This window comes from Microbacterium soli (genome assembly GCF_039539005.1).
Classification (GTDB): Bacteria; Actinomycetota; Actinomycetes; order Actinomycetales; family Microbacteriaceae; genus Microbacterium; species Microbacterium soli.
The window spans coordinates 508,890-528,559 of sequence record NZ_BAABCP010000001.1 but is presented as its reverse complement, the minus strand read 5'-3'; the positions used below and the strand labels follow the sequence as shown (position 1 = coordinate 528,559).

The 19,670-nt window shown below is 70.2% G+C and carries 17 protein-coding genes; 7 read left to right on the top strand and 10 right to left on the bottom strand.

The window, feature by feature from the left end; genetic code table 11:
• Positions 1-18: 18 nt before the first annotated feature.
• The 3 genes from ABD770_RS02485 to pdhA are packed head-to-tail and all read right to left on the bottom strand — an operon-like array spanning position 19 to position 3,583.
• The gene (locus ABD770_RS02485) at positions 19-1,443 is read right to left on the bottom strand and encodes a dihydrolipoamide acetyltransferase family protein (protein ID WP_344817912.1); all 1,425 of its coding nucleotides are present in this window, start codon (positions 1,441-1,443) and stop codon (positions 19-21) included.
• Entirely contained in the window at positions 1,440-2,483 is a 1,044-nt protein-coding gene (locus ABD770_RS02480) for an alpha-ketoacid dehydrogenase subunit beta (RefSeq protein ID WP_344817911.1), read from the bottom strand. The genes ABD770_RS02485 and ABD770_RS02480 overlap by 4 nt, the downstream gene beginning before the upstream one ends.
• Complete coding sequence (pdhA, locus tag ABD770_RS02475) at positions 2,483-3,583, bottom strand: pyruvate dehydrogenase (acetyl-transferring) E1 component subunit alpha (RefSeq protein ID WP_344817910.1); 1,101 nt, start codon at positions 3,581-3,583, stop codon at positions 2,483-2,485. Before pdhA ends, ABD770_RS02480 begins: the two co-directional genes overlap by 1 nt.
• A 153-nt stretch (positions 3,584-3,736) precedes the next feature.
• Here pdhA and ABD770_RS02470 point away from each other — a divergent pair, with 153 nt between their 5' ends.
• The 4 genes from ABD770_RS02470 to ABD770_RS02455 all read left to right on the top strand — a co-directional run bounded on the left by ABD770_RS02470 (position 3,737) and on the right by ABD770_RS02455 (position 7,772).
• Positions 3,737-4,171, top strand: coding sequence for an Lrp/AsnC family transcriptional regulator (locus ABD770_RS02470; protein WP_344817909.1), 435 nt, complete (start codon positions 3,737-3,739; stop codon positions 4,169-4,171).
• Positions 4,172-4,320: 149 nt separating this feature from the next.
• Positions 4,321-5,322, top strand: coding sequence for a ribokinase (locus tag ABD770_RS02465; protein ID WP_344817908.1), 1,002 nt, complete (start codon positions 4,321-4,323; stop codon positions 5,320-5,322).
• 141 nt (positions 5,323-5,463) lie between these two features.
• Positions 5,464-6,924, top strand: coding sequence for a glyceraldehyde-3-phosphate dehydrogenase (locus ABD770_RS02460; protein WP_425562720.1), 1,461 nt, complete (start codon positions 5,464-5,466; stop codon positions 6,922-6,924).
• 59 nt (positions 6,925-6,983) lie between these two features.
• On the top strand, positions 6,984-7,772 hold the full coding sequence (locus ABD770_RS02455; protein ID WP_344817906.1) for a thioesterase family protein: 789 nt from the start codon (positions 6,984-6,986) through the stop codon (positions 7,770-7,772).
• 175 nt (positions 7,773-7,947) lie between these two features.
• Here ABD770_RS02455 and ABD770_RS02450 read toward each other — a convergent pair whose 3' ends face one another.
• Positions 7,948-9,390: a helix-turn-helix domain-containing protein gene (locus ABD770_RS02450; RefSeq protein ID WP_344817905.1), complete on the bottom strand. Its 1,443-nt coding sequence runs from the start codon at positions 9,388-9,390 to the stop codon at positions 7,948-7,950.
• 110 nt (positions 9,391-9,500) lie between these two features.
• On the opposite strand from ABD770_RS02450, the gene ABD770_RS02445 reads away from it, so the two are divergent.
• From ABD770_RS02445 to ABD770_RS02435, 3 genes are all read left to right on the top strand, one after another.
• Positions 9,501-11,372 (top strand): phosphoenolpyruvate carboxykinase (GTP), encoded by a 1,872-nt coding sequence (locus ABD770_RS02445; protein ID WP_425562719.1) that lies wholly within the window; start codon positions 9,501-9,503, stop codon positions 11,370-11,372.
• A 195-nt stretch (positions 11,373-11,567) separates the two neighbouring features.
• Positions 11,568-12,011, top strand: a complete 444-nt coding sequence (locus ABD770_RS02440) for an OsmC family peroxiredoxin (protein ID WP_344817904.1) — start codon at positions 11,568-11,570, stop codon at positions 12,009-12,011.
• Positions 12,011-12,457 carry a hemerythrin domain-containing protein gene (locus tag ABD770_RS02435; protein WP_344817903.1) on the top strand — a complete coding sequence of 149 codons (447 nt, stop codon included), beginning with the start codon at positions 12,011-12,013 and terminating at the stop codon, positions 12,455-12,457. The genes ABD770_RS02440 and ABD770_RS02435 overlap by 1 nt, the downstream gene beginning before the upstream one ends.
• 109 nt (positions 12,458-12,566) lie before the next feature.
• Here the strand turns inward: ABD770_RS02435 and ABD770_RS02430 are convergent, their stop codons facing one another.
• The 6 genes from ABD770_RS02430 to ABD770_RS02405 form a co-directional block, all read right to left on the bottom strand.
• Positions 12,567-14,444, bottom strand: a complete 1,878-nt coding sequence (locus ABD770_RS02430) for an ABC transporter ATP-binding protein (protein ID WP_344817902.1) — start codon at positions 14,442-14,444, stop codon at positions 12,567-12,569.
• 174 nt (positions 14,445-14,618) lie between these two features.
• Positions 14,619-15,032 carry an MmcQ/YjbR family DNA-binding protein gene (locus tag ABD770_RS02425; RefSeq protein WP_344817901.1) on the bottom strand — a complete coding sequence of 138 codons (414 nt, stop codon included), beginning with the start codon at positions 15,030-15,032 and terminating at the stop codon, positions 14,619-14,621.
• 62 nt (positions 15,033-15,094) lie between these two features.
• Positions 15,095-16,321, bottom strand: a complete 1,227-nt coding sequence (locus tag ABD770_RS02420; protein ID WP_344817900.1) for an alpha-hydroxy acid oxidase — start codon at positions 16,319-16,321, stop codon at positions 15,095-15,097.
• On the bottom strand, positions 16,318-17,043 hold the full coding sequence (locus tag ABD770_RS02415; protein WP_344817899.1) for an ABC transporter ATP-binding protein: 726 nt from the start codon (positions 17,041-17,043) through the stop codon (positions 16,318-16,320). The genes ABD770_RS02420 and ABD770_RS02415 overlap by 4 nt, the downstream gene beginning before the upstream one ends.
• The gene (locus ABD770_RS02410; RefSeq protein WP_344817898.1) at positions 17,036-18,781 is read right to left on the bottom strand and encodes a branched-chain amino acid ABC transporter ATP-binding protein/permease; all 1,746 of its coding nucleotides are present in this window, start codon (positions 18,779-18,781) and stop codon (positions 17,036-17,038) included. The genes ABD770_RS02415 and ABD770_RS02410 overlap by 8 nt, the downstream gene beginning before the upstream one ends.
• A complete protein-coding gene (locus ABD770_RS02405) occupies positions 18,781-19,659 on the bottom strand; it encodes a branched-chain amino acid ABC transporter permease (RefSeq protein ID WP_344817897.1) in 879 nt (292 codons plus the stop codon). Before ABD770_RS02405 ends, ABD770_RS02410 begins: the two co-directional genes overlap by 1 nt.
• Positions 19,660-19,670: the final 11 nt, after the last annotated feature.

Below are 19,670 nucleotides of genomic sequence, written 5' to 3'. Positions count from 1 at the left end.
CAATACAGCGGCGGCGGGTCAGAGCCGTCCGTAGACGCGCAGGGGATGCTCGATGAGCTCCACCACGCGCCGCAGGAACCCTGCGGCGTAGCCGCCGTCGCACACCCGGTGGTCGAACACGAGCGAGAGCTGGGCGATGCGGCGGGCGACGATGGCGCCGTCCACGACCCAGGGGCGCTCGATGATGCGGCCGATGCCGAGCATGGCGACATCCGGATGGTTGATGATGGGCGCCGACCCGTCCACGCCCAGGCCGCCGTAGTTGTTGAGTGTGAACGTCGACCCGCGCAGTCGTTCGGGCGGCATCCGTCCCGACCGGGCCGTCTCGGCGAGTTCGCGCAGCGCGGCGTCCAAGCGGTCGATGGTGAGCTCGTGCGCGCGGGGGATCACCGGTACGAGGAGGCCGCGATCGGTGTCGGCGGCGATGCCGAGGTTGACGCCGTCGAGGGAGACGATCTCTGCGGCGTCGTCGCCGAGTCGGGCGGCCAGCAGCGGGAACTCCGCCAGGGCGATGAGGGTGAACCGTGCCAGCAGCGCCGTGAGCGAGGGTGCACGACCGTCCTCGGCCGTCAGCTGCGCGCGCAGCTCCCACAGCGCCGTCGCGTCGACGTCCACCCACACGGTCGCCTCGGGGATCTCCGCTCGGCTGCGGGACAGCTTCGCACTGACCGCCTGGCGCAGCGGACTCATCCGCTCGCGGGAGATCACCGACAGGCCATCGAGGGAGCCGTCGGCTGAGGGCGCGGCGGTCGACGGCGTCGGCGCGATGCCGTCGACCCCGCTGTCCACGGCGGCGCGCAGCACATCGGCGCGCGTGATCGCCCCGTCCGCGCCGGTGCCGGTGATGGCCTGCACGTCCACCCCGAGGTCGCGCGCCAGACGGCGCACCAGCGGGGAGCGCACGGCGACCGGATGCCGCGGCGCGGCGTCGGCCGACCTGACCGCCGTGTCCGGTGCCGTCGGGACGGCGCGCCCGGACGGCACCGCTGATGCGGCGGGGTGGGCGGATGCGCGCGACCCGCGAGGGCGTCGCCGGCCGGAGCCGGTGCGCTCGCTGGTCCCATAGCCGATGAGCACATTGCCCGACCCGGATCCGGCGCGCTCCTCCGAGCGGTACGCGTCCTTCTCCGTGCTGTCGGCTCCGACGACCGCCGACGCCCCCACCGGATCGGCGGACGATCCGGTCCCGGGGGCATCGGCGGCGACCTCCAGCACCGGTGCTCCCACCTCGATGGTGTCCCCGGGTTCGCCATGCAGAGCGGTGATGACGCCGGCGAACGGCGAGGGCAGCTCGACGATGCTCTTGGCGGTCTCCACCTCGGCGATGGGCTGATCGGTCGCGATCGAGTCGCCGACCTTCACGAGCCACTGCACGAGACCCGCCTCGGTGAGTCCCTCACCGAGGTCGGGCAAGCGGAACACCTGCGCGGTCGCCGTCGTCATCGCGCACCGTCCTCGGTCTGCTCGTCCTCCCAGTGCAGCGTGTCGATCGCGTCCAGGATGCGGTCGGCGTCCGGCAGGTACCAGTGCTCCATCTTCGGTGGCGCGAACGGCGTGTCGAACCCGGTGACTCTGCGCACGGGCGCCTCGAGGTATTCGAAGCAGCGCTCGAACACGCGCGCCTGGATCTCGCCGGCCACGCTCACGTAGCCCGGCGCCTCGGCGACCACCACGGCGCGCCCCGTCGACCGGACCGCCGCGGTGACGGTGGCGTCGTCGAAGGGCGACAGGCTGCGCACATCGACGACCTGCACGCTGCGACCCTCGCTCGCGGCGATCTCGGCGGCCTCCAGCGCCACCGGCACCATGGCCGCGTACGCGAGCACCGTGACATCCGCGCCCTCCCGCGCGATGCGGGCCGTGCCGAGGTCCACGGTCATCGAGGTGTCCACCTCGCCCTTGGACCAGTACAGCTTCTTGGGCTCCAGGAACACCACCGGATCGGGCGAGGCGATCGCCGCACGCAGCATCGAATAGGCATCCTGCGGAGTCGACGGCGAGACGACCGTGAGCCCCGGCGTGTGCGCGTAGTACGCCTCGGAGGAGTCGCAGTGGTGCTCCACCCCGCCGATGCCGCCGCCGAAGGGGATGCGGATGACCAACGGCATCCGCACGGCCCCGCGCGTGCGATTGCCCATCTTCGCGACATGGCTGACCACCTGCTCGAAGGCGGGCAGGGCGAACGCGTCGAACTGCATCTCCACGACCGGGCGCATGCCGTTCATCGCCATGCCGACGGCGGTGCCGACGATCCCGGATTCCGCCAGCGGCGTGTCGAAGCAGCGGTCCTCGCCGAAGCGCTCGGCCAGGCCGTCGGTGATGCGGAACACGCCGCCCAGCGCGCCGACGTCCTCGCCGAAGACCACGACCTCCGGGTCCTCGGCGATGGAGTCGGCCAGTGCGCGATTGAGCGCGGCTGCCATGGTCATGGTGCCGACCACGTGCCGCGGGGCGTCGAGACGGAAGTCCTGTGCGATGGTCATCATCTGCCTCCTGCATCGGTGAGGGACGCGCGTTCGATCTCGTCGCGCAGCAGTTGCCACTGCTCCTCCAGCTGCGGGGAGCGGTCCGCGGTGACGAAGCGGAACAGGTCCTCGGGCTCGAGGTCCGCCTCCGTGTTCAAGGCGGCGCGCAGGGCCACGGCGATCTCCTCGGCGCCCGCCTGCAACCGCCCCTCGATGTCGTCGTCGAGAAGTCCCCGTGCGGTCAGGTGGGTGCGCATGCGCAACAGGGGGTCGCGTTCCGCCCAGGCCTTCACCTCGGCGCTCTCGCGGTAGCGGGTGTCGTCGTCGGCGTTGGTGTGCGCCTGCATGCGGTAGGTGTGCGCCTCGACCAGCGAGGGACCGCCGCCGGACCGCGCCCTGTCGACGGCCTCACCGAGGACGGCCAGCACGGCGGCGGCGTCGTTGCCGTCGACGCGGCGCCCCGGCATCCCGTAGCCGATGGCCTTGTGCGCGAGGGACGGCGCCGCGGACTGCCGGGACAGCGGCACGGAGATGGCGAACTCGTTGTTCTGGATGAAGAAGACCACGGGCACGTGGAACACGGCGGCGAAGTTCATCGCCTCGTGGAAGTCGCCTTCGCTGGTGGCGCCGTCGCCGCACATCGCCAGCACGACCGTGTCCTCGCCGCGACGACGGGCGGCGTGCGCGAAGCCGACCGCGTGCAGCAGCTGGGTCGCCAGCGGAGTGGCCTGCGGGGCGACGCGGTGCTCGGCGGGGTCATAGCCGGAGTGCCAGTCGCCCGCCAGCAGCACCATGGCCTCCGCCGGTGTGACGCCCCGTTCGATGACCGCCACCGAGTCTCGATAGGTGGGGAAGAGCCAATCGTGCTCGCCGAGCACGAGGGCCGCACCGATCTGGCAGGCCTCCTGACCGTGCGAGGACGGGTAGACGGCCATGCGCCCCTGGCGCACCAGTGCGTAGGCCTGGTCGTTGATGCGCCGCCCCTCCAGCAGGCCCTGATAGGCGCGCAGCAGGGTGTCGGCATCCGGCATCGTGTAGTGCTCGTCGTCGACAGCCGATCCGTTCTCGTCGATGAGACGGACCGGGGTGTCGCGCGGGAGAAGATCGTCGTCGTGCATCGGTTCGCCCTCCTTGCCGAACATCTGCTCTCAGCATGCCTCGGTACACCCAATCGTCCAATCGAAAGACTGGAGAAATGGACGATTGGTGCGCACTTGCGATATTGACGATCGAAGTGTCAGAATCCGGTGACAGAACGAAGGGGTGCTCCGATGGATCTGGATGCCACCGATCGTGCCATCCTCGACGAGTTGCGCCAGGACGCGCGTGCGTCGATGACGGCGATCGCGGATGCCGTGCACATCTCCCGGGCGGGCGCGCACGCCCGGATCAGACGGCTGACGGATGCCGGGGTGATCACGGGATACACGGTGCGCACCGACCCTGTGAAGCTCGGGCACCACGCCTCGGCGTATGTCATGCTCGCCATCGAGCAGGCCACCTGGCAGGATGTGCAGGCGCGACTGCGGGCGATCCCCGAGGTCGAGCACATGGCACTCGTCGGAGGGGATTTCGACGTCATCCTGCTCGTGCGCGCCAGCGACACCCGCGACCTGCGTCGCATCGTGCTGGAGGACATCCAGGCCATCCCCTCGATCCGCTCCACACGCACGACGCTGATCTTCGAGGACGTCACCCGGGAGTGAGGCCGAGCCGGTCGCCGGACGCACCTGTCGATTCCCGCGCGGGGCGACAGCGCTCGGCAGGGATCCGCGCCGTTGGATTCTCCCTCCGGGAGGTGATTCCATCGTGTTCGGACCTGCACGACACGTTCCGCGCACGAAGAGGAGAAGCGATGATGACCACACAGAGCCGGGATCGCGCCGGGAGCGTCGAAGAGGTCCCCTCCGGCTCGGCGGGCGGCGTCTGCGTCGTCGGATCCATCAACGTCGACGAGATCGTCGTCGTGCCTCGGCATCCGCTTCCCGGGGAGACGCTGCTGGCGACCTCATCGACCGTCGCCCCGGGAGGCAAGGGCGCGAACCAGGCCGTCGCCGCGGCGCGGCTGGGCGCGCGCGTGGGGATGATCGGCGCCGTGGGAGACGACGGCCGCGCACGGACCGCGTTGAGCCTGCTGGCCGGCGCCGGTGTCGACCTGACGGACGTCGTGCCCGTGGACGGGCCCACGGGCATCGCCCGGATCACCGTCGACGACGTCGGGGAGAACACGATCATCGTGGTCCCCGGAGCCAACGCGCGTGTCGATGACGCCCTCGTCGCGGCGCGCTCCGCGTCGATCGCCCGGGCCGCGGTGGTCGTCCTGCAGGGGGAGATCCCGGTTGACGCCTCGGCGTGCGCGGCGAGGCTCGCCACAGGCCGGGTGCTGCTGAATCTGGCGCCCGTCATCGGCGTCCCCGGCGACCTGCTTCAGGCGGCGGACCCGCTCGTGGTCAACGAGCACGAGGCGCGGCTGCTGCTGGCCGACGTGGCCGGGAGGACCGACCCGGATGCCGATGACGGGCGCATCGCCGTCCTGCTGCAGGAGCAGGGCGCGCGCTCGGTGGTGCTCACTCTCGGCGCGCGCGGCGCGCTGTGCGTCGATGACGACGGCGTGACGACGATCGCGTCACCGCGTGTCGACGCCGTGGACACCTCGGGAGCCGGGGATGCGTTCGTCGGCGCGCTGGCGATGCGTCTGGCAGACGGAGACGAGCTCCGCACGGCCGTCCGATTCGCCGTGCGCGTGGGCGCGTTCGCCGTGGGATCCGCCGGAACCCAGCCCTCCTACCCCTGGGCGGGCGACGAGCTGCCCTCCGCGGCGGCGGAGAATCTCCCGTTAAGAACTGAGGTTCTATAGGTGATGCGGGCGAATTGGATGATCTTGCAGACGGAAATCCGCGAGTTCATGCGCACGGGAAGACTAGCCTGGTGAGGGCGAATCCGCCCCCACCTCAGCGCTGCGATCCCGCGGTGCTCGAACACGCTCGCAAGGACGCATATGGAACATGACGTGACCCCCTCCGACGACTGGCACATCAAGGAAGAGCTCGCCGAGCGGATGATTCCGCTGATCGGCGGGTTGAACCGGGAACGCGATGTGGTCACGTCGCTGCACGGCCACCGGCTGCTGGGCCTGTCGACGACCGGCATCATCGAGGTGCACGAACGGGTCGCACAGCTGGGGCATCGACGTCTGGAGCTCACCGACACGCTGGCCGTGCTCGAGGCTCTGCGGACGATCGGGCCGGGGGCGGCCTCGCTGGACGTCGCCCGCCTGGTCGAGGGGCACGCCGCCAGCGGTCGCGGTCTCATCGAGTACCTGCGCGAGGAGCTCGCCCCGGCGCTGGGGGCCGAGCCCACCGAGCCCGTCGACGTCGTGCTCTACGGCTTCGGGCGGATCGGACGGCTGCTCGCCCGCATCCTCATCGCGCACAAGGGCGGTGGCAGCGGTCTGCGCTTGCGCGCCATCGTCGTGCGCAAGGGGGCGGAGAACGACCTCGTCAAGCGGGCATCCCTGCTGCTGCGCGACTCCGTGCACGGCCGCTTCGAGGGCACCGTCGATGTCGACGAGGTCAACGCGCAGATCATCGCCAACGGCTCCCGCATCCAGCTGATCCACTCCGACGACCCCGGGACGATCGACTACACCGCCTACGGCATCCACGACGCGATCGTCGTCGACAACACCGGCCGCTGGCGCGACGAGGAGGGGCTCAGCCGGCATCTGCGGTCCACCGGAGTCGCCCGCGTGCTGCTGACGGCACCGGGCAAGGGCGGGTTGAAGAACATCGTCCACGGCATCAACGACTCCACGATCACCCCGGACGACCGCATCCTCTCCGCCGCGTCCTGCACCACCAACGCCATCACCCCCGTGCTCGCGGCCATGAACGAGGCGTACGGCATCGTGCGCGGCCATGTGGAGACCGTGCACTCGTTCACGAACGACCAGAACCTCATCGACAACTTCCACAAGGGGGACCGTCGGGGGCGCTCGGCCGTGCTGAACATGGTCATCACCGAGACGGGGGCGGCCAAGGCCGTCGCCCGCGCGCTGCCCGAACTCGCCGGAAGGCTCACGGGATCGGCGATCCGCGTGCCCACTCCGGACGTGTCGCTGGCGGTGCTGCATCTCACGCTGGAGAACCCGGCCACGCGGGACGAGGTCAACGACTACCTGCGCCGCGCCTCGCTGCACTCCCGGCTTCGTCAGCAGATCGACTACGTGGAGAGCCCGGAGGTCGTCTCCACCGACTTCGTCGGCTCGCACCGCGCCGGCATCGTCGACGGCTTGGCGACCATCGCGAACGAGCGTGACGTCGTGCTGTACGTCTGGTACGACAACGAGTACGGCTACTCCTGCCAGGTGGTGCGCGTGATCGAGGTGATGGCGGGATCGCATCCGGTCGTCCTCCCCGCCCGTCGGGAGGTCCGTCTGCACGCCGATGCGCTCGTCTGACACGCGCCGCGCCGCGCGTCACGGGCGTCGGGGCGCCCGCGTACGCCGCAGTTGACAGAATGGATGGCGTGTCGAGCTATTTCCAGCGCCTGTCCGAGACGGTCTTCGAGCCCACCGAGCACGTCGGCGGCGCGTGGAATCCGGGGGAGCAGCACATCGCGCCCGTTCTCGGCCTGCTCGCCCATCTTGTGGAGACCGAGCACCGGGAGCGGCGGGCGGAGTCGCCGCTGATCCTCACCCGGGTGGGCTACGACATCCTCGGGGTGATCCCGATGGACGCGTTCGAGATCACGGCTCCGCGGGTGCTGCGTCCGGGCAGGACCATCGAGCTCGTCGAGGCGACTCTCCGCCACGGCGGCCGTGCCGCCGTCACGCTGCGTGCGTGGATGCTGCAGCCGGGCGATACGTCCGCGATCGCCGGCAGTCCGCTGCCGCGGATGCCCGAACGCGAGTCGCTGCCGCGATGGCGGCCCGACGACGTCTGGCCAGGCGGTGCCATCCGATCGATCGACGCGCGACGCGAGGCGGTGGCCGCCGGGCGCTCCCGTGCGTGGATCCGGCCACGGCATCCGCTGCTGGAGGGCGAGACGATCTCACCGCGGGCCCGGATGCTGGGGATGATCGACTTCGCCAACGGCATCGCCACCCGTGTGCCCCCCGAGCGGGCGCTGTACCCGAACGTCGACCTGACCGCCACCGTCTTCCGCGAGCCGGCCGGGGAGTGGTTCGGACTGGACACCTCGGTCTCGTTCGGCGCGGATGGCACGGGGCTCACCGAATCCGTGCTCAGCGATGAGGCCGGGCCCCTGGGCACCTCCTCGCAGACCCTCACCGTCCGCTCCCGATAGTCCTGCACCGGTGCGGCGGCCGTCCTCCGGCCGGGCGATTCTCCTGCTCCAGAACAGGAGAATCGTCCGGAACAGGACGGATGCCGACGGAGACGTCCTGTTCTCGCCGAATCTCCTGTTCTCGCTGACGCCGGGACGCCGGGCCGCGGGCGGCGTGGGGCGGGCGCCGGATGTGCTATTCCCCGGCGTGCCGGTCCAGGAAGGCGTAGACCTCGCTCTCCTCCACTCCGGGGAAGGCACCGCGGGGGAGTGGCGAGAACATGTGGGTGTGCACGCGGGCGCTCGGCCAGGCGCGGCCCTCCCAGTGCCGGGAGACCGCCTCGGGCGCCCGGCGGCAGCACGCCTCGTCGGGGCACGACGACTGCGCGCGGTGCGTCGTCTCGCGGCCCCGCCACCAGCGCGCGTCGTCGAAGGGCACGCCCACTGTGATCGAGAAGCCACCGGACGTGGTGGATCCTATCTGCGTCGCGCACCAGAACGTGCCGGACGGGGTGTCGGTGTACTGGTAGTGCTCGGTGGTGCGGTTGCGCTGCTCGAACGCGGCTCGGGCCGAGAACTTCCGGCAGGCGGGCTGGCCCTCCACGGCGCCGGTGACATCCATCGGCAGGGTGAGGTCGTCGTTCTCGTACACCCGGGTGATGGCGCCGTTCTCGTCGACGCGCAGGAAGTGCAGGCGCATGTCGAGATGGTGGGTCATGAGGTTCGTCATGCGCATGGCGGCGGCCTCGTGGGTCACGCCGAACGCATCCCGGAAGTCCTCGACGGCGAGATTGCGGTCCTTCTTCGCCTGCTGGAGGAACGCCACCCCCGCGGTCTCGGGGATCAGGCAGCAGGCGGCGAAGTAGTTGATCTCCAGCCGCTGCTGCAGGAAGTCCGCATAGTCGGTGGGTCGGACATGTCCGAGCAGGCGGTGCGCCATGGCCTGCAGCGCCATGGAGCGCAATCCGTGGCCGCCGGGGATCGAGGCCGGCGGAAGGTAGATGCGTCCGTTCTCCAGGTCGGTGACGGATCGGGTCGAATGCGGCAGATCGTCCACGTAGATGAGTTCGAAGCCGAGCTTCTCCGCCATGATGCTCACCGTTCGGTGCGTGAGGGCGCCCGAGGAGTGCCCTGCGCTCTTGAGCTGCTTCTCCGCCAGGGCCTCGATCTCCGGCAGGTAGTTGGCCTTGGCGCGCATGGTCAGGCGCAGCTCGGTGTTCGCGCGCCGTGCCTCCTCCGGGGTCGCGATGGCTTCGCGCTCGCGACGGTGCAGCTCGCGGTGCAGCCCGAGAATGGCCTCGAGGGTCTCGTCGCTCATGCTCTTGGAGACGCGGATCGGGGCGATGCCGAGCTGGCGGAACACCGGACTGGCCTGCGCGCGGTCGAGTTCGATCTCCAACGCGGCGCGGTGGTTCGGCGGCTCACCCGAGATGAGGTCGGCGACGTCGGTGCCGCAGGCCTGGGCGATCGCCTGGAGCAGGGAAAGCTTCGGCTCGCGCTTCCCGTTCTCGATGAGGCTCAGCTGCGACCCGGCGATCCCCACCAGGGCTCCGAGTTCGTCGAGCGTGTAGGCCTTCTTGGTGCGATGGTGCCGGATGCGATGTCCGAGGGTGCTGAGCTCGAGTCCACTTGCTGCCATTCCTTGAGCATAACCGAAAGAATCATCGTATTTTCGCAGTGCACGGAGCGGGATCCTGTCAGAACTGCGCAGAAGATGGATGTATCGCATCCGTCGTCGAAGGAGCAGGCATGGCCATGGCCGAAACGTACGCCCCCCGCACCCCGTCCGCCGCACCTCTGCGGGAGTTCGGGGCCGCGCCCGCGTACGACACGCCCGCGATGGCGGAGCTGCGCGAGTGGGTGGACGGGATCGCCGCTCTCACCCAGCCCGACAGCGTGCACTGGGTCGACGGCTCGCGCGCCGAGAACGAGATGATCATGCAGCGTCTCGTCGACGAGGGCAAGATCATCAAGCTCAACCCGGAGTGGCGCCCCGGCTCGTACCTCGCCCGCTCGCATCCCAGCGACGTCGCGCGCACCGAGGCGCGCACCTTCATCGCCTCCGAGAAGGAGGAGGATGCGGGCCCCACGAACAACTGGGCGGACCCCGTCGAGATGCACGCCACCATGGACCGGATCTTCGCGGGGTCCATGCGCGGACGCGTCATGTACGTCATCCCGTTCTCGATGGGACCCGTCGGCGGGAAGCTCTCGCACATCGGCGTCCAGATCACCGACAGCGCCTACGCCGTGGCATCCGTGGGCATCATGACCCGCGTCGGCGAGGCGGTGACCCGTCAGATCGCCGACGGAGCGCCCTGGGTCCGCACCGTGCACTCGGTCGGGGCGCCTCTCGAGCCCGGCCAGGAGGACGTCGCATGGCCGTGCAGCGACGAGAAGTACATCGTCCACTTCCCCGACACGCTGGAGGTCTACTCCTACGGGTCGGGGTACGGCGGGAACGCCATCCTCGCCAAGAAGTGCTTCGCGCTGCGGATCGCCTCGGTGATCGCGCGCGACGAGGGCTGGCTGGCCGAGCACATGCTGCTGATCCGGGTGATCTCGCCGGAGGGGAAGAAGTACCACGTGTCCGCCGCGTTCCCGTCGGCGTGCGGCAAGACCAACCTCGCGATGCTGCGGCCGACCATTCCGGGCTGGAAGGTCGAGACCCTCGGCGACGACATCGTCTGGATCCGTCCCGGTGAGGACGGCCGGATGTACGCGATGAACCCCGAGGCCGGCTTCTTCGGCGTCGCCCCGGGCACCGGCGAGTCGACCAACGTCACCGCCGTGGAGACCCTGTGGGGCAACACGATCTTCACGAACGTCGCGCTGCGCCCCGACGGGGACGTGTGGTGGGAGGGGCTGACCGACACGCCCCCGGAGCATCTCATCGACTGGCAGGGCAACCCCTGGACTCCGGACTCCGGACGCCCCGCGGCGCACCCGAACTCCCGTTTCACCGTCTCTGCCGCGCAGTGCCCGCAGATCTCCGAGGACTGGGAGAATCCGGAGGGCGTCCCCCTGGATGTGATCCTGTTCGGCGGACGCCGCGCCAGCAACGTCCCGCTGGTGGTCGAGGCGACGGACTGGACGCACGGCGTCTTCCTCGGCGCCACGATCTCCTCCGAGCGCACCGCGGCCGCCGAGGGGACCGTCGGGGAGCTGCGCCGCGACCCGTTCGCCATGCTGCCCTTCTGCGGGTACAACATGGGGGACTACTTCGGCCACTGGCTCAAGGTGGGACGCACGCTGCGCTTCGACCGGGCCCCGCGCATCTTCCAGGTCAACTGGTTCCGCCGGGGAGAGGACGGCCGCTTCCTGTGGCCGGGCTTCGGCGACAACTCGCGCGTGATCGACTGGATCATCCGGCGGATCGACGGCGATGTCGATGCGGAGGACAGCCCCATCGGCCGGCTGCCGCGTCGCGAGGACCTGAACCTCGAGGGCCTGGAGATCACGGACGCCGATCTCGACGAGCTCTTCAAGGTCGACGTCGACGCCTGGCAGGCGGAGGCGGACTCCATCGAGGAGTACTTCTCGATGTTCGGCGACAGGCTGCCGGCAGCGCTGCGCAGCGAGCTGGAGGCGCTGCGCTACCGGCTCAAGACCGCGCGCTGACGCACCAGCAGTCCCGCACGACCCGGATGCGGGGCGTCGGGGAGACCCATGGCTGAGTGGCCCCGGCTCCCCGCATCCGTTCTCCTTGCCTCCGCTGCCGTGCTCACGACCGGTCTCCTGTTGGCGGGGTTTTCCACAGGGTTTATTGTGGATAAACAGCCACGCCCGTGGACCACCACTCGAGATCGGAACGACATGAGCATCGCAGCACGCAGCGCGACCACCACCTGGGACGGCACCCTGGCAGCCGGGACCGGAACCTTCGGCACGACCAGCAGCGGCGCCCTCGACGGACAGCAGGTGACGTGGGGCTCGCGCACGGAGGCCCCGGAGGGCAAGTCCAGCCCTGAGGAACTGCTGGCGGCGGCGCACTCCTCGTGCTTCTCGATGGCGCTGGCGCTGACGCTCGGCGAGCACAAGACCCCGCCGCAGCAGCTGGTCGTCACCAGCGAGGTCACCCTCGACGAGGTCGACGGGGTGCCCACCATCACCACCTCGGCCCTGACCGTGCGCGGGAAGGTCGCGGGGGTGGATGCCGCGGGGTTCGCGGCGATCGTCGACGAAGCCGCGAAGCTGTGCCCCGTCTCGCGACTGTTCGCCGGGGCCACCATCACCGTCGACGCGCAGCTGGAGTCCTGATGGCAGAGGGGACGGCGCTCGCGGACGCACTGACCGCCGAGCACCGTGCCATCGACGTCGGGATCGAGGCGTTCCTCGGCGACGCCGGTGACGTGCAGGCGCTGCAGGGTGCCATGCTGGCCCTGCGTCGGCACATCTACCTGGAGGAGGTCTTCCTCTTCCCGCCGCTGAAGCCCACCATGATGATGCCGATCTTCGTCATGCTGCGCGAGCACGGCGAGCTGTGGCGCGCCATGGACGGAGTGGACGCCGCGGTCGCGGCGGGCGACGACGCGGATGCGAAGTGCCGGGATCTGCTGGTGCTGCTGGACGAGCACAACAAGAAGGAGGAGCCGATCATCTATCCGCGCGCCGATGCGGATCTGGACGATGACGTGCGCGCCGAACTGGCGGACTTCCTCACAGACGGCACCTACCCGGACGGCTGGGTCTGCGAGCAGGCCTGACGGGTCCGCCCATCCGACTCGAGGTCCTTCCGCGGACTGACGCGGCTGCGGGAGGGCCTCGATGCCGACGCGGTCGGCCCCAGGGCGGCGGGGTGCGGGACGGTGGGCGTCAGACCAGCAGTTGGTGCTGCGCGAGGTTGCGGTACAGCGGGGTCGATTCGACGAGCTCCTCGTGCGTGCCCTGACCGACGACGACACCGGCCTGCAGCACGACGATGAGGTCGCTGTCGACGACCGTGGACAGCCGGTGCGCGATCACCAGGAGGGTGCGGTCGGAGGCGGCCGCGTCGATGGCCTCGCGCATCCGCTGCTCGTTGACGCCGTCCAGTGATGAGGTCGACTCGTCCAGCAGGAGGATCGGCGCCTCGGTGAGGAGGGCACGGGCGATCGCCAGACGCTGACGCTCGCCGCCCGAGAGCATCACCCCGTCCTCGCCGACCGGCGCCTGCAGGCCCAGCGGGCTGCGTTCGAGCACGTCCCCGAGGTTCACGGAGCGCAGCACGCGCTCGCAGTCGGCATCCGTGGCATCCGGGGCCGCGAGCCGCAGGTTCTCGGCGAGGGTTCCCGCGAGGGTGGGGGCGTCCTGCTCGACGTAGCCGAACTGCGCGCGCAGGTTCGCGCGCGGGTAGCTGCGCACATCGTGCCCCGCCACCCGGATCGACCCGGAGGTGGGGTCGTAGAAGCGCTCTATGAGGGCGAGGATCGTGCTCTTGCCCGCGCCGCTGGGCCCGACCAGCGCCACGCGCGCGCCGCGCGGGACGGCGAACGACACGCCTTTGAGAACGTCCGGATCCACGTCGGACGCGTCATCGTCGGGATGCTCCAGTCCGGCTTCGACCAACAGACTCCTCGCCTCGCGGGCCGCGGCCTCACGCGCGGCGATGACGTCATCGGGGTACCGGAACCGCACGTCGCGGAACTCGATCGCCGGGGCGCCGGCGACGATCACGGCGGTGGATTCGGCATTCACGTCGTCGTGCTGGGTCTCGGTCGGCAGGTCGAGGATCTCCTGGATGCGCCCGAGCGCACCCAGCGCCTGGTTGACGGAGGTGATGGCGCCGAAGGCCTGACCGAGCGGCATGATCAGCATGAACAGGAACATGATGAACGTCACCAGGGACGCGATGCTCAGCGCGCCGGATGCCACCCGGAATCCGCCCACGCCCAGCACCACCAGCAGGGAGACCTGCAGGGCGATGCCGGCGACGGGGACGACCAGCGAGGAGATCTTCGCGATGCGCACGCCCAGCCCGTAGGCCTCGTGCGCGCGCTCCTCCACGGCGGAGGTCTCCCGCTCTGCGGCGCCGGATGCCCGGATGGTGCGGATGCTGGAGATGCCCCGCTCGATGCCGGATGCCAGCTCGCCGACCTTGTGCTGCTGCGCGGCGGAAGCCGTGCGGATGCGGCCGCTGAGCACGACGACGACCACGACGGAGGCGGTGATGACGACGACGATCAGCAGCAGCAGGAGCGGGTCGATGAGGAGCATCGCGATGAGCGCGCCGACGAAGATGATCGTGCTGCCCACGGCATCCGCGAGACCCTGCGTGAGCACGGCGTACAGCAGCGTCGTGTCCGTGCCGACCCGGGAGACGAGGTCACCGGTGCGGCGGGCGTCGAATTCGCTGATCGGCAGGTGCAGGATGCGGGCGACCAGCCGCCGGCGGCTGGAGTACACCACGGCCGTGCCGGTGCGCTGGAGCAGATAGTGCTGGTACCCGGAGATCACGGAGGAGACGACCACGAGGCCGATCAGCAGCCAGACCAGGCTGCCCAGCAGCTGGTTCTGCTGCACCCGGTCGATCACCTGCCCCACCAGCAGCGGCTGCGCCAGAGACGCCGCCGCGCCGACGATGCTGAGCAGCGCGACGACGGCGAGCGTCCGCCTGTGCTCGAAGAGGAAGGGGAGGAGCTGGCGGAACGTGGCGCGCGGGCCGTCCTGCTGCGCGCCGCGCCCGCGTCGGCGTGCTGTCGCCGTGCGGGACATGGGGACCTCGTTCTCGGGGGAGTCATGCCGGGATGGGTGCGGACCCGGCATCCGATCCATTCTCCGCCGAACTTCTTATGCGCCTGCTGGTGGATGACACCGGGGTCCGCCGGGGACCGCCCGCGTCGACGTCGTGCGGTGAGACACGACGAGACGGCGGCGGGAGGCAGGCCGCTATTCGGTCAGACCGTGCTCGTCGAGCCACGCCTTGGCGACAGTGCGGGGGACGCGCAGCAGCCAGGCATCCGTGATCATCTCACGCAGCAGCTGCTCGTCGATCGTGTCGAGCCTCGTGAGCACGGCAGGGTAGCCGTCGAAATGCGGGATGGTGAAGAACACGTCCGGGCGGGTCTCGATGGCGGCGGCCTTCGCCTGCTCACCCTCCACGTGGATGCCGATGACCACGCCCTCCGGCCATTCCCGTCCCAGGGCCGCCAGCTGTTCCAGGTCGTGCCGTCTCGGTGGACGCTCCCACGCCAGCATCCCGGCGTTCGTGCGCCAGCACGGCCCGCGGTTGTGCCCGTCGACGCGCTCGATCACACGCGGGAACTCCAGCGCGATGCGCCGCACATCTTCGATGGTCGCCATTCCGAAAGGCTATGCGCCCTCGCGCCCGGGATCCAGAGCGGGTCGGGTCGGCGGCAGCGGGTTCAGTCCAGCCGCACGCGCCCGCGCAGCTCGTGCACGGTCGACACGCCCGCCAGCTGCATGGTGCGCACGGCCTCGTCCCGCATGATCTGCAGCATCCGATCCACCCCGCGCTCGCCACCGGCCATCAGGCCGTACAGGTATGCGCGGCCCACCATGCAGGCGTCCGCGCCCAGTCCGACGGCCGCCAGCACGTCGGCGCCGGAGAGGATGCCGGTGTCGAGGATGATCTCGGCGCGATCGCCGACCGCGGCCGCGACCTCCGGCAGCAGCCGCAGGGGAGTGGGAGCGCGGTCCAGCTGCCTGCCGCCGTGGTTGGAGACGACGACGGCGTCGGCGCCGGTGTCCACCACCCGCTGCGCGTCGGCGACGGACTGGATGCCCTTGACCACGAGCTTTCCGGGCCACTCCTCGCGCAGCCACGCCAGGTCGTCCAGCCGGAGGGACGGGTCGAACATCTTCGCCACCAGCTCCGCGACCGTGCCGTCGAAGGAGCGCAGGCTGGCGAACTCGATCGGATCGGTGGTGAGCACGTTGAACCACCAGCCCGGGTGCCAGGCGACATCCCACATGGTCTTCAGGTTCAGGGTGGGCGGGATGGTCAGGCCGTTGCGGGCGTCCCGGAGGCGGTTGCCCGCGACCGGCGTGTCGACGGTGAGCACGAGCGTGTCGTAGCCGGTCCGCCGCGCCTCCTCCACGAGACGGGCCGTGCCCTCGCGGTCCTTCCACAGGTACAGCTGGAACCAGTTCCTGCCGTCGGGCACCGCGTCCGCCAGCTCCGCGGGAGAGGTCGTGCCCATGGTGGACAGCGTGTACGGCACCCCGGCGCGGGCGGCGGCCCGCGCCACCGCGATCTCGCCCTCGTGCTGCATCATGCGGGTGAAACCGGTGGGCGCCATGATCAGCGGGAAGGACACCTGCTGCCCGAGGATCGTCGTCGACGTGTCCACCGTCGCCACGTCCTGCAGCACGCGCGGCTCGAACTCGACCTGCGCGAAGGCGCGGCGGGCGCGGGCGAGGCTGAGCTCCTCCTCGGCCGCGCCGTGCACGTAGTCGAACACCGAGCGGGGCGTCGTGCGACGGGCGATCCGGGCCAGGTCCTTCACGGTGAGCGCCTGAGCGAGCCGGCGATCGACGCGGTCCCACACCGGCCGGCGGAATCCCAGCAGAGGCGCCACCGCGCCCCAGGTGGGGATGCGGCGGGTGATCCGGCGAGGAGGGAGAGTCATCGCGTCGACCGTCCGGTGCCCAGGTACGCCTGGATGATGTCGTCGTCGGCCAGCAGATCCGCCGACGCCCCCGAGCGCACGATCTCGCCGTTCTGCAGGATGTGACCCTCCCGGGCGGCCTGCAGGGCGCGGCGCGCGTTCTGCTCCACCAGCAGCACGGTCGTGCCGCCGGCGAGCACCTCGTCGATCACCGCGAAGACCTCGTTGACGATCTTCGGCGCCAGCCCCATGGACGGCTCGTCCATGAGCATGAGCTTCGGTCGGGCCAGCATGGCGCGGGCGATCGCGAGCATCTGCTGCTCGCCGCCCGACAGCGACCCGGCCGCCAGCCTGCGGCGCTCGCCGAGCACGGGGAAGCGCTGGTACATCTCGTCGATCGCGGTGCCGGCTCCCGCACCGTGTGTGCGGGCGCCCATCTGCAGGTTCTCCGCGATCGTCATGGTCGCGAGGATCTGCCGGCCCTCGGGCACCTGCACGAGACCCCGTGGGACGAGCCGGTGCGACTTCGTTTTCGTGATGTCGGCGCCGTCGAACAGGATCCGCCCGCCCGAGGGGCGCACGATCCCGGAGATCGCGTTGATGATCGACGACTTCCCGGCGCCGTTCGCGCCCACGAGCGTCACGAGCGCACCGGCCTCGACGTCGAAGGAGACGCCGCGCACGGCCTGCACGCGTCCGTAGGAGACCGACAGGTCGTTCACGCTCAGCAGCGGCTCAGTCATGATCCTCCTCCGCACCGGTGCCCGTGGCGGCGGATGCCGTCGCGCCACCGTCCTCGCCGGCGCCCGGCGTCTCCTCGGCCGCGCCCAGGTACGCCTCGATCACCCGCTCGTCGGCGGCGATCTCCGACGGCGTGCCGTCGGCGAGCACCTCACCGAAGTTCAGCACGATGATGTGGTCGCAGGTGTCGAGCACCATGCCCACGTTGTGCTCGATGAAGATGATCGTCAGACCGTCCGCGGACAGATCCCTGATCAGCGCGCTCAGCCCCTCGGCCTCCACATGGTTCATGCCGGCCGCCGGCTCGTCGAGGATCAGCAGCGAGGGGTCGGCGGCGAGTGCCCGGGCGATCTCCAGCCTGCGCTGGTCGCCGTACGACAGCCCCTTGGCGGGGGTGTTCGCCTTCTCCAGCAGGCCCACCCGGTCCAGGCACCGTGCGGCGTGCGCGAGGGCGATGCGCTCGTCACGGCGGGCCGACGGCAGCCAGATCAGCCGACGCAGGAACGTGGGCCTGGCGACCACGTGCGCACCGATGAGCACGTTCTCCAGCGCCGTGAGGCGGTTGAACAGCTTGGAATGCTGGAAGGTGCGCGTCACACCGGCGGCGGCGATCCTGTGCACGGGGGTGCGGCCGACGGGGACGCCCAGTACGGTCGCCGTGCCGGAGGAGGGCGGGATGAGCCCCGAGACCATGTTCACGAGCGTCGTCTTGCCCGCACCGTTGGGGCCGATGAGGCCCACGACCTCGCCGCTGCGGACCGTGAGGTCCACGCCGCGCACGGCGTGCACGCCGCCGTACTCCTTCGCCAGCTGCTTCAGCTCGACGACCACGTCGCCGGCGGCCGGGTGCGTCCGCAGCGCCAGCTGTGCGGCATCCGTCTGCAGGGCGGCGACGTCGACCTTCTGGCGGCGGCGCGGGATGAGGCTCGCGATGCCGCCGGACAGGTACAGGATCACCAGGAGCAGCAGCAGACCGGAGATGAAGGGGCGGATCCATCCGGCCTCGACGCCGATCGCACGCTGGATCTCGGGCAGCAGCGTCTGGAACCCGCTGCCGAGGATCGGTCCGACGAAGTTCGCCGTGCCGCCGACCACGGCGGTCACGAGCCCGTCGATCGCGGTGCTGAACCCGAAGTCCTCCGGCGCCATCAGGCGGACGTAGTACGCCCACAGCACCCCGTACAGTCCTGCCAGCACACCGGCGGCGACGAAGGCCGAGAGCCGATGCCCGGCGACGTTGATGCCGATCGAGCGCGCGGCCAGCTCATCCTCGCGGATCGCCTCCAGTGCGCGACCGTAGCGGGAGTGGGACTGCCGCGCGAACCAGTAGGTCACCAGCGCGAGCACCGTCCAGGCGACGGCGGGGGTCAGCGTCTTCGGCACCGACATGCCCTGCGCGCCGCCGGTCCACTCCGAGTTCAGCAGGAAGATGCGGATCGCCTCCGCGAAGCCGAGCGTCGCGATCGCGAGGTACACGCCGCGCAGCTTCATGGTCGGCAGGCCCAGGATCACGGCCGTGATCGCACCGACGATCATGCCGATCACCATGGCGAACAGCAGGGTCGGGAGGGGGCCCCACTGCTCCGGCGGAGGGGTGAGCGTGGCGGCGGTGAACCCGGCGATGCCGGCGAAGCCGGCCTGGGCGAGGCTCAGCTGGCCGGCGACGAGCACCGCGTAGAACGAGAACGCGAAGACCCCGTTGAGGGCGATGAAGACGAGCGTCGATTCGGTGAACAGCATCAGACCTCACGCACCTTGCGCTTGCCGAACAGGCCCTCGGGACGCACCAGCAGGATGACGAACAGCAGCGCGAAGGCGATGAGGTCGCGCCAACTGGAGCCGATGTACTGGATGGCGAACACCTCGGCGATGCCGAGGAGGAGGCCGCCCACGAGCGACCCCGACAGCGACCCCATGCCTCCGACGATGATCACCGCCAGTCCCTTCAGCTCGATGGCGCTGCCCATGCCCAGCTGCGCGCTGTTCACGTTCAGCGCGAACAGCACGCCCGCGACGGCGCCCAGCGCCGTGGAGATCGCGAACGTGGTGGCCGTGACCCGGTCCACGTTCACGCCCAGCACGCGCGCCGCCGTCGGGTTCTCGGCGACGGCGCGCATGGAGCGGCCCAGGCGGGAGCGCTGCACGAGCAGGCTCAGCGCGATCATCAGCCCCAGCGAGACGACCAGGATGATGATCTGCAGCCAGCTCGCCGTCAGGTCGCCGACCCTGAGGGAGTCCTCCGGGATCGTCCCCACCGGGAATCGCCGCGTGTTCGGACCGAACACGGCCTGCAGCAGTGCGACGATCATGCCCGCCATCGCTATCGAGGAGATCAGCCCGGCGAAATGCGCGTCGGGCCTGTCCCGGAGCGGGCGGAACGCGATGCGCTCGATGAGCAGCCCCATGATGAGACCGAACACGAACACGGCGATCAGCACGAGCCACAGCGGCAGGTCGTAGGCATCCGTCAACCAGATGCCCACGAACGCCGACGCGGCGAACACGGACGGATGGGCCAGATTCAGCCGATCCAGGATGCCGAACACCAGCGTGAATCCGATGGCGAACAGCGCGTAGATCGAACCGAGGAACAGGCCGTTCAGCAGCTGCTGCAGCATGGCGACTCCCG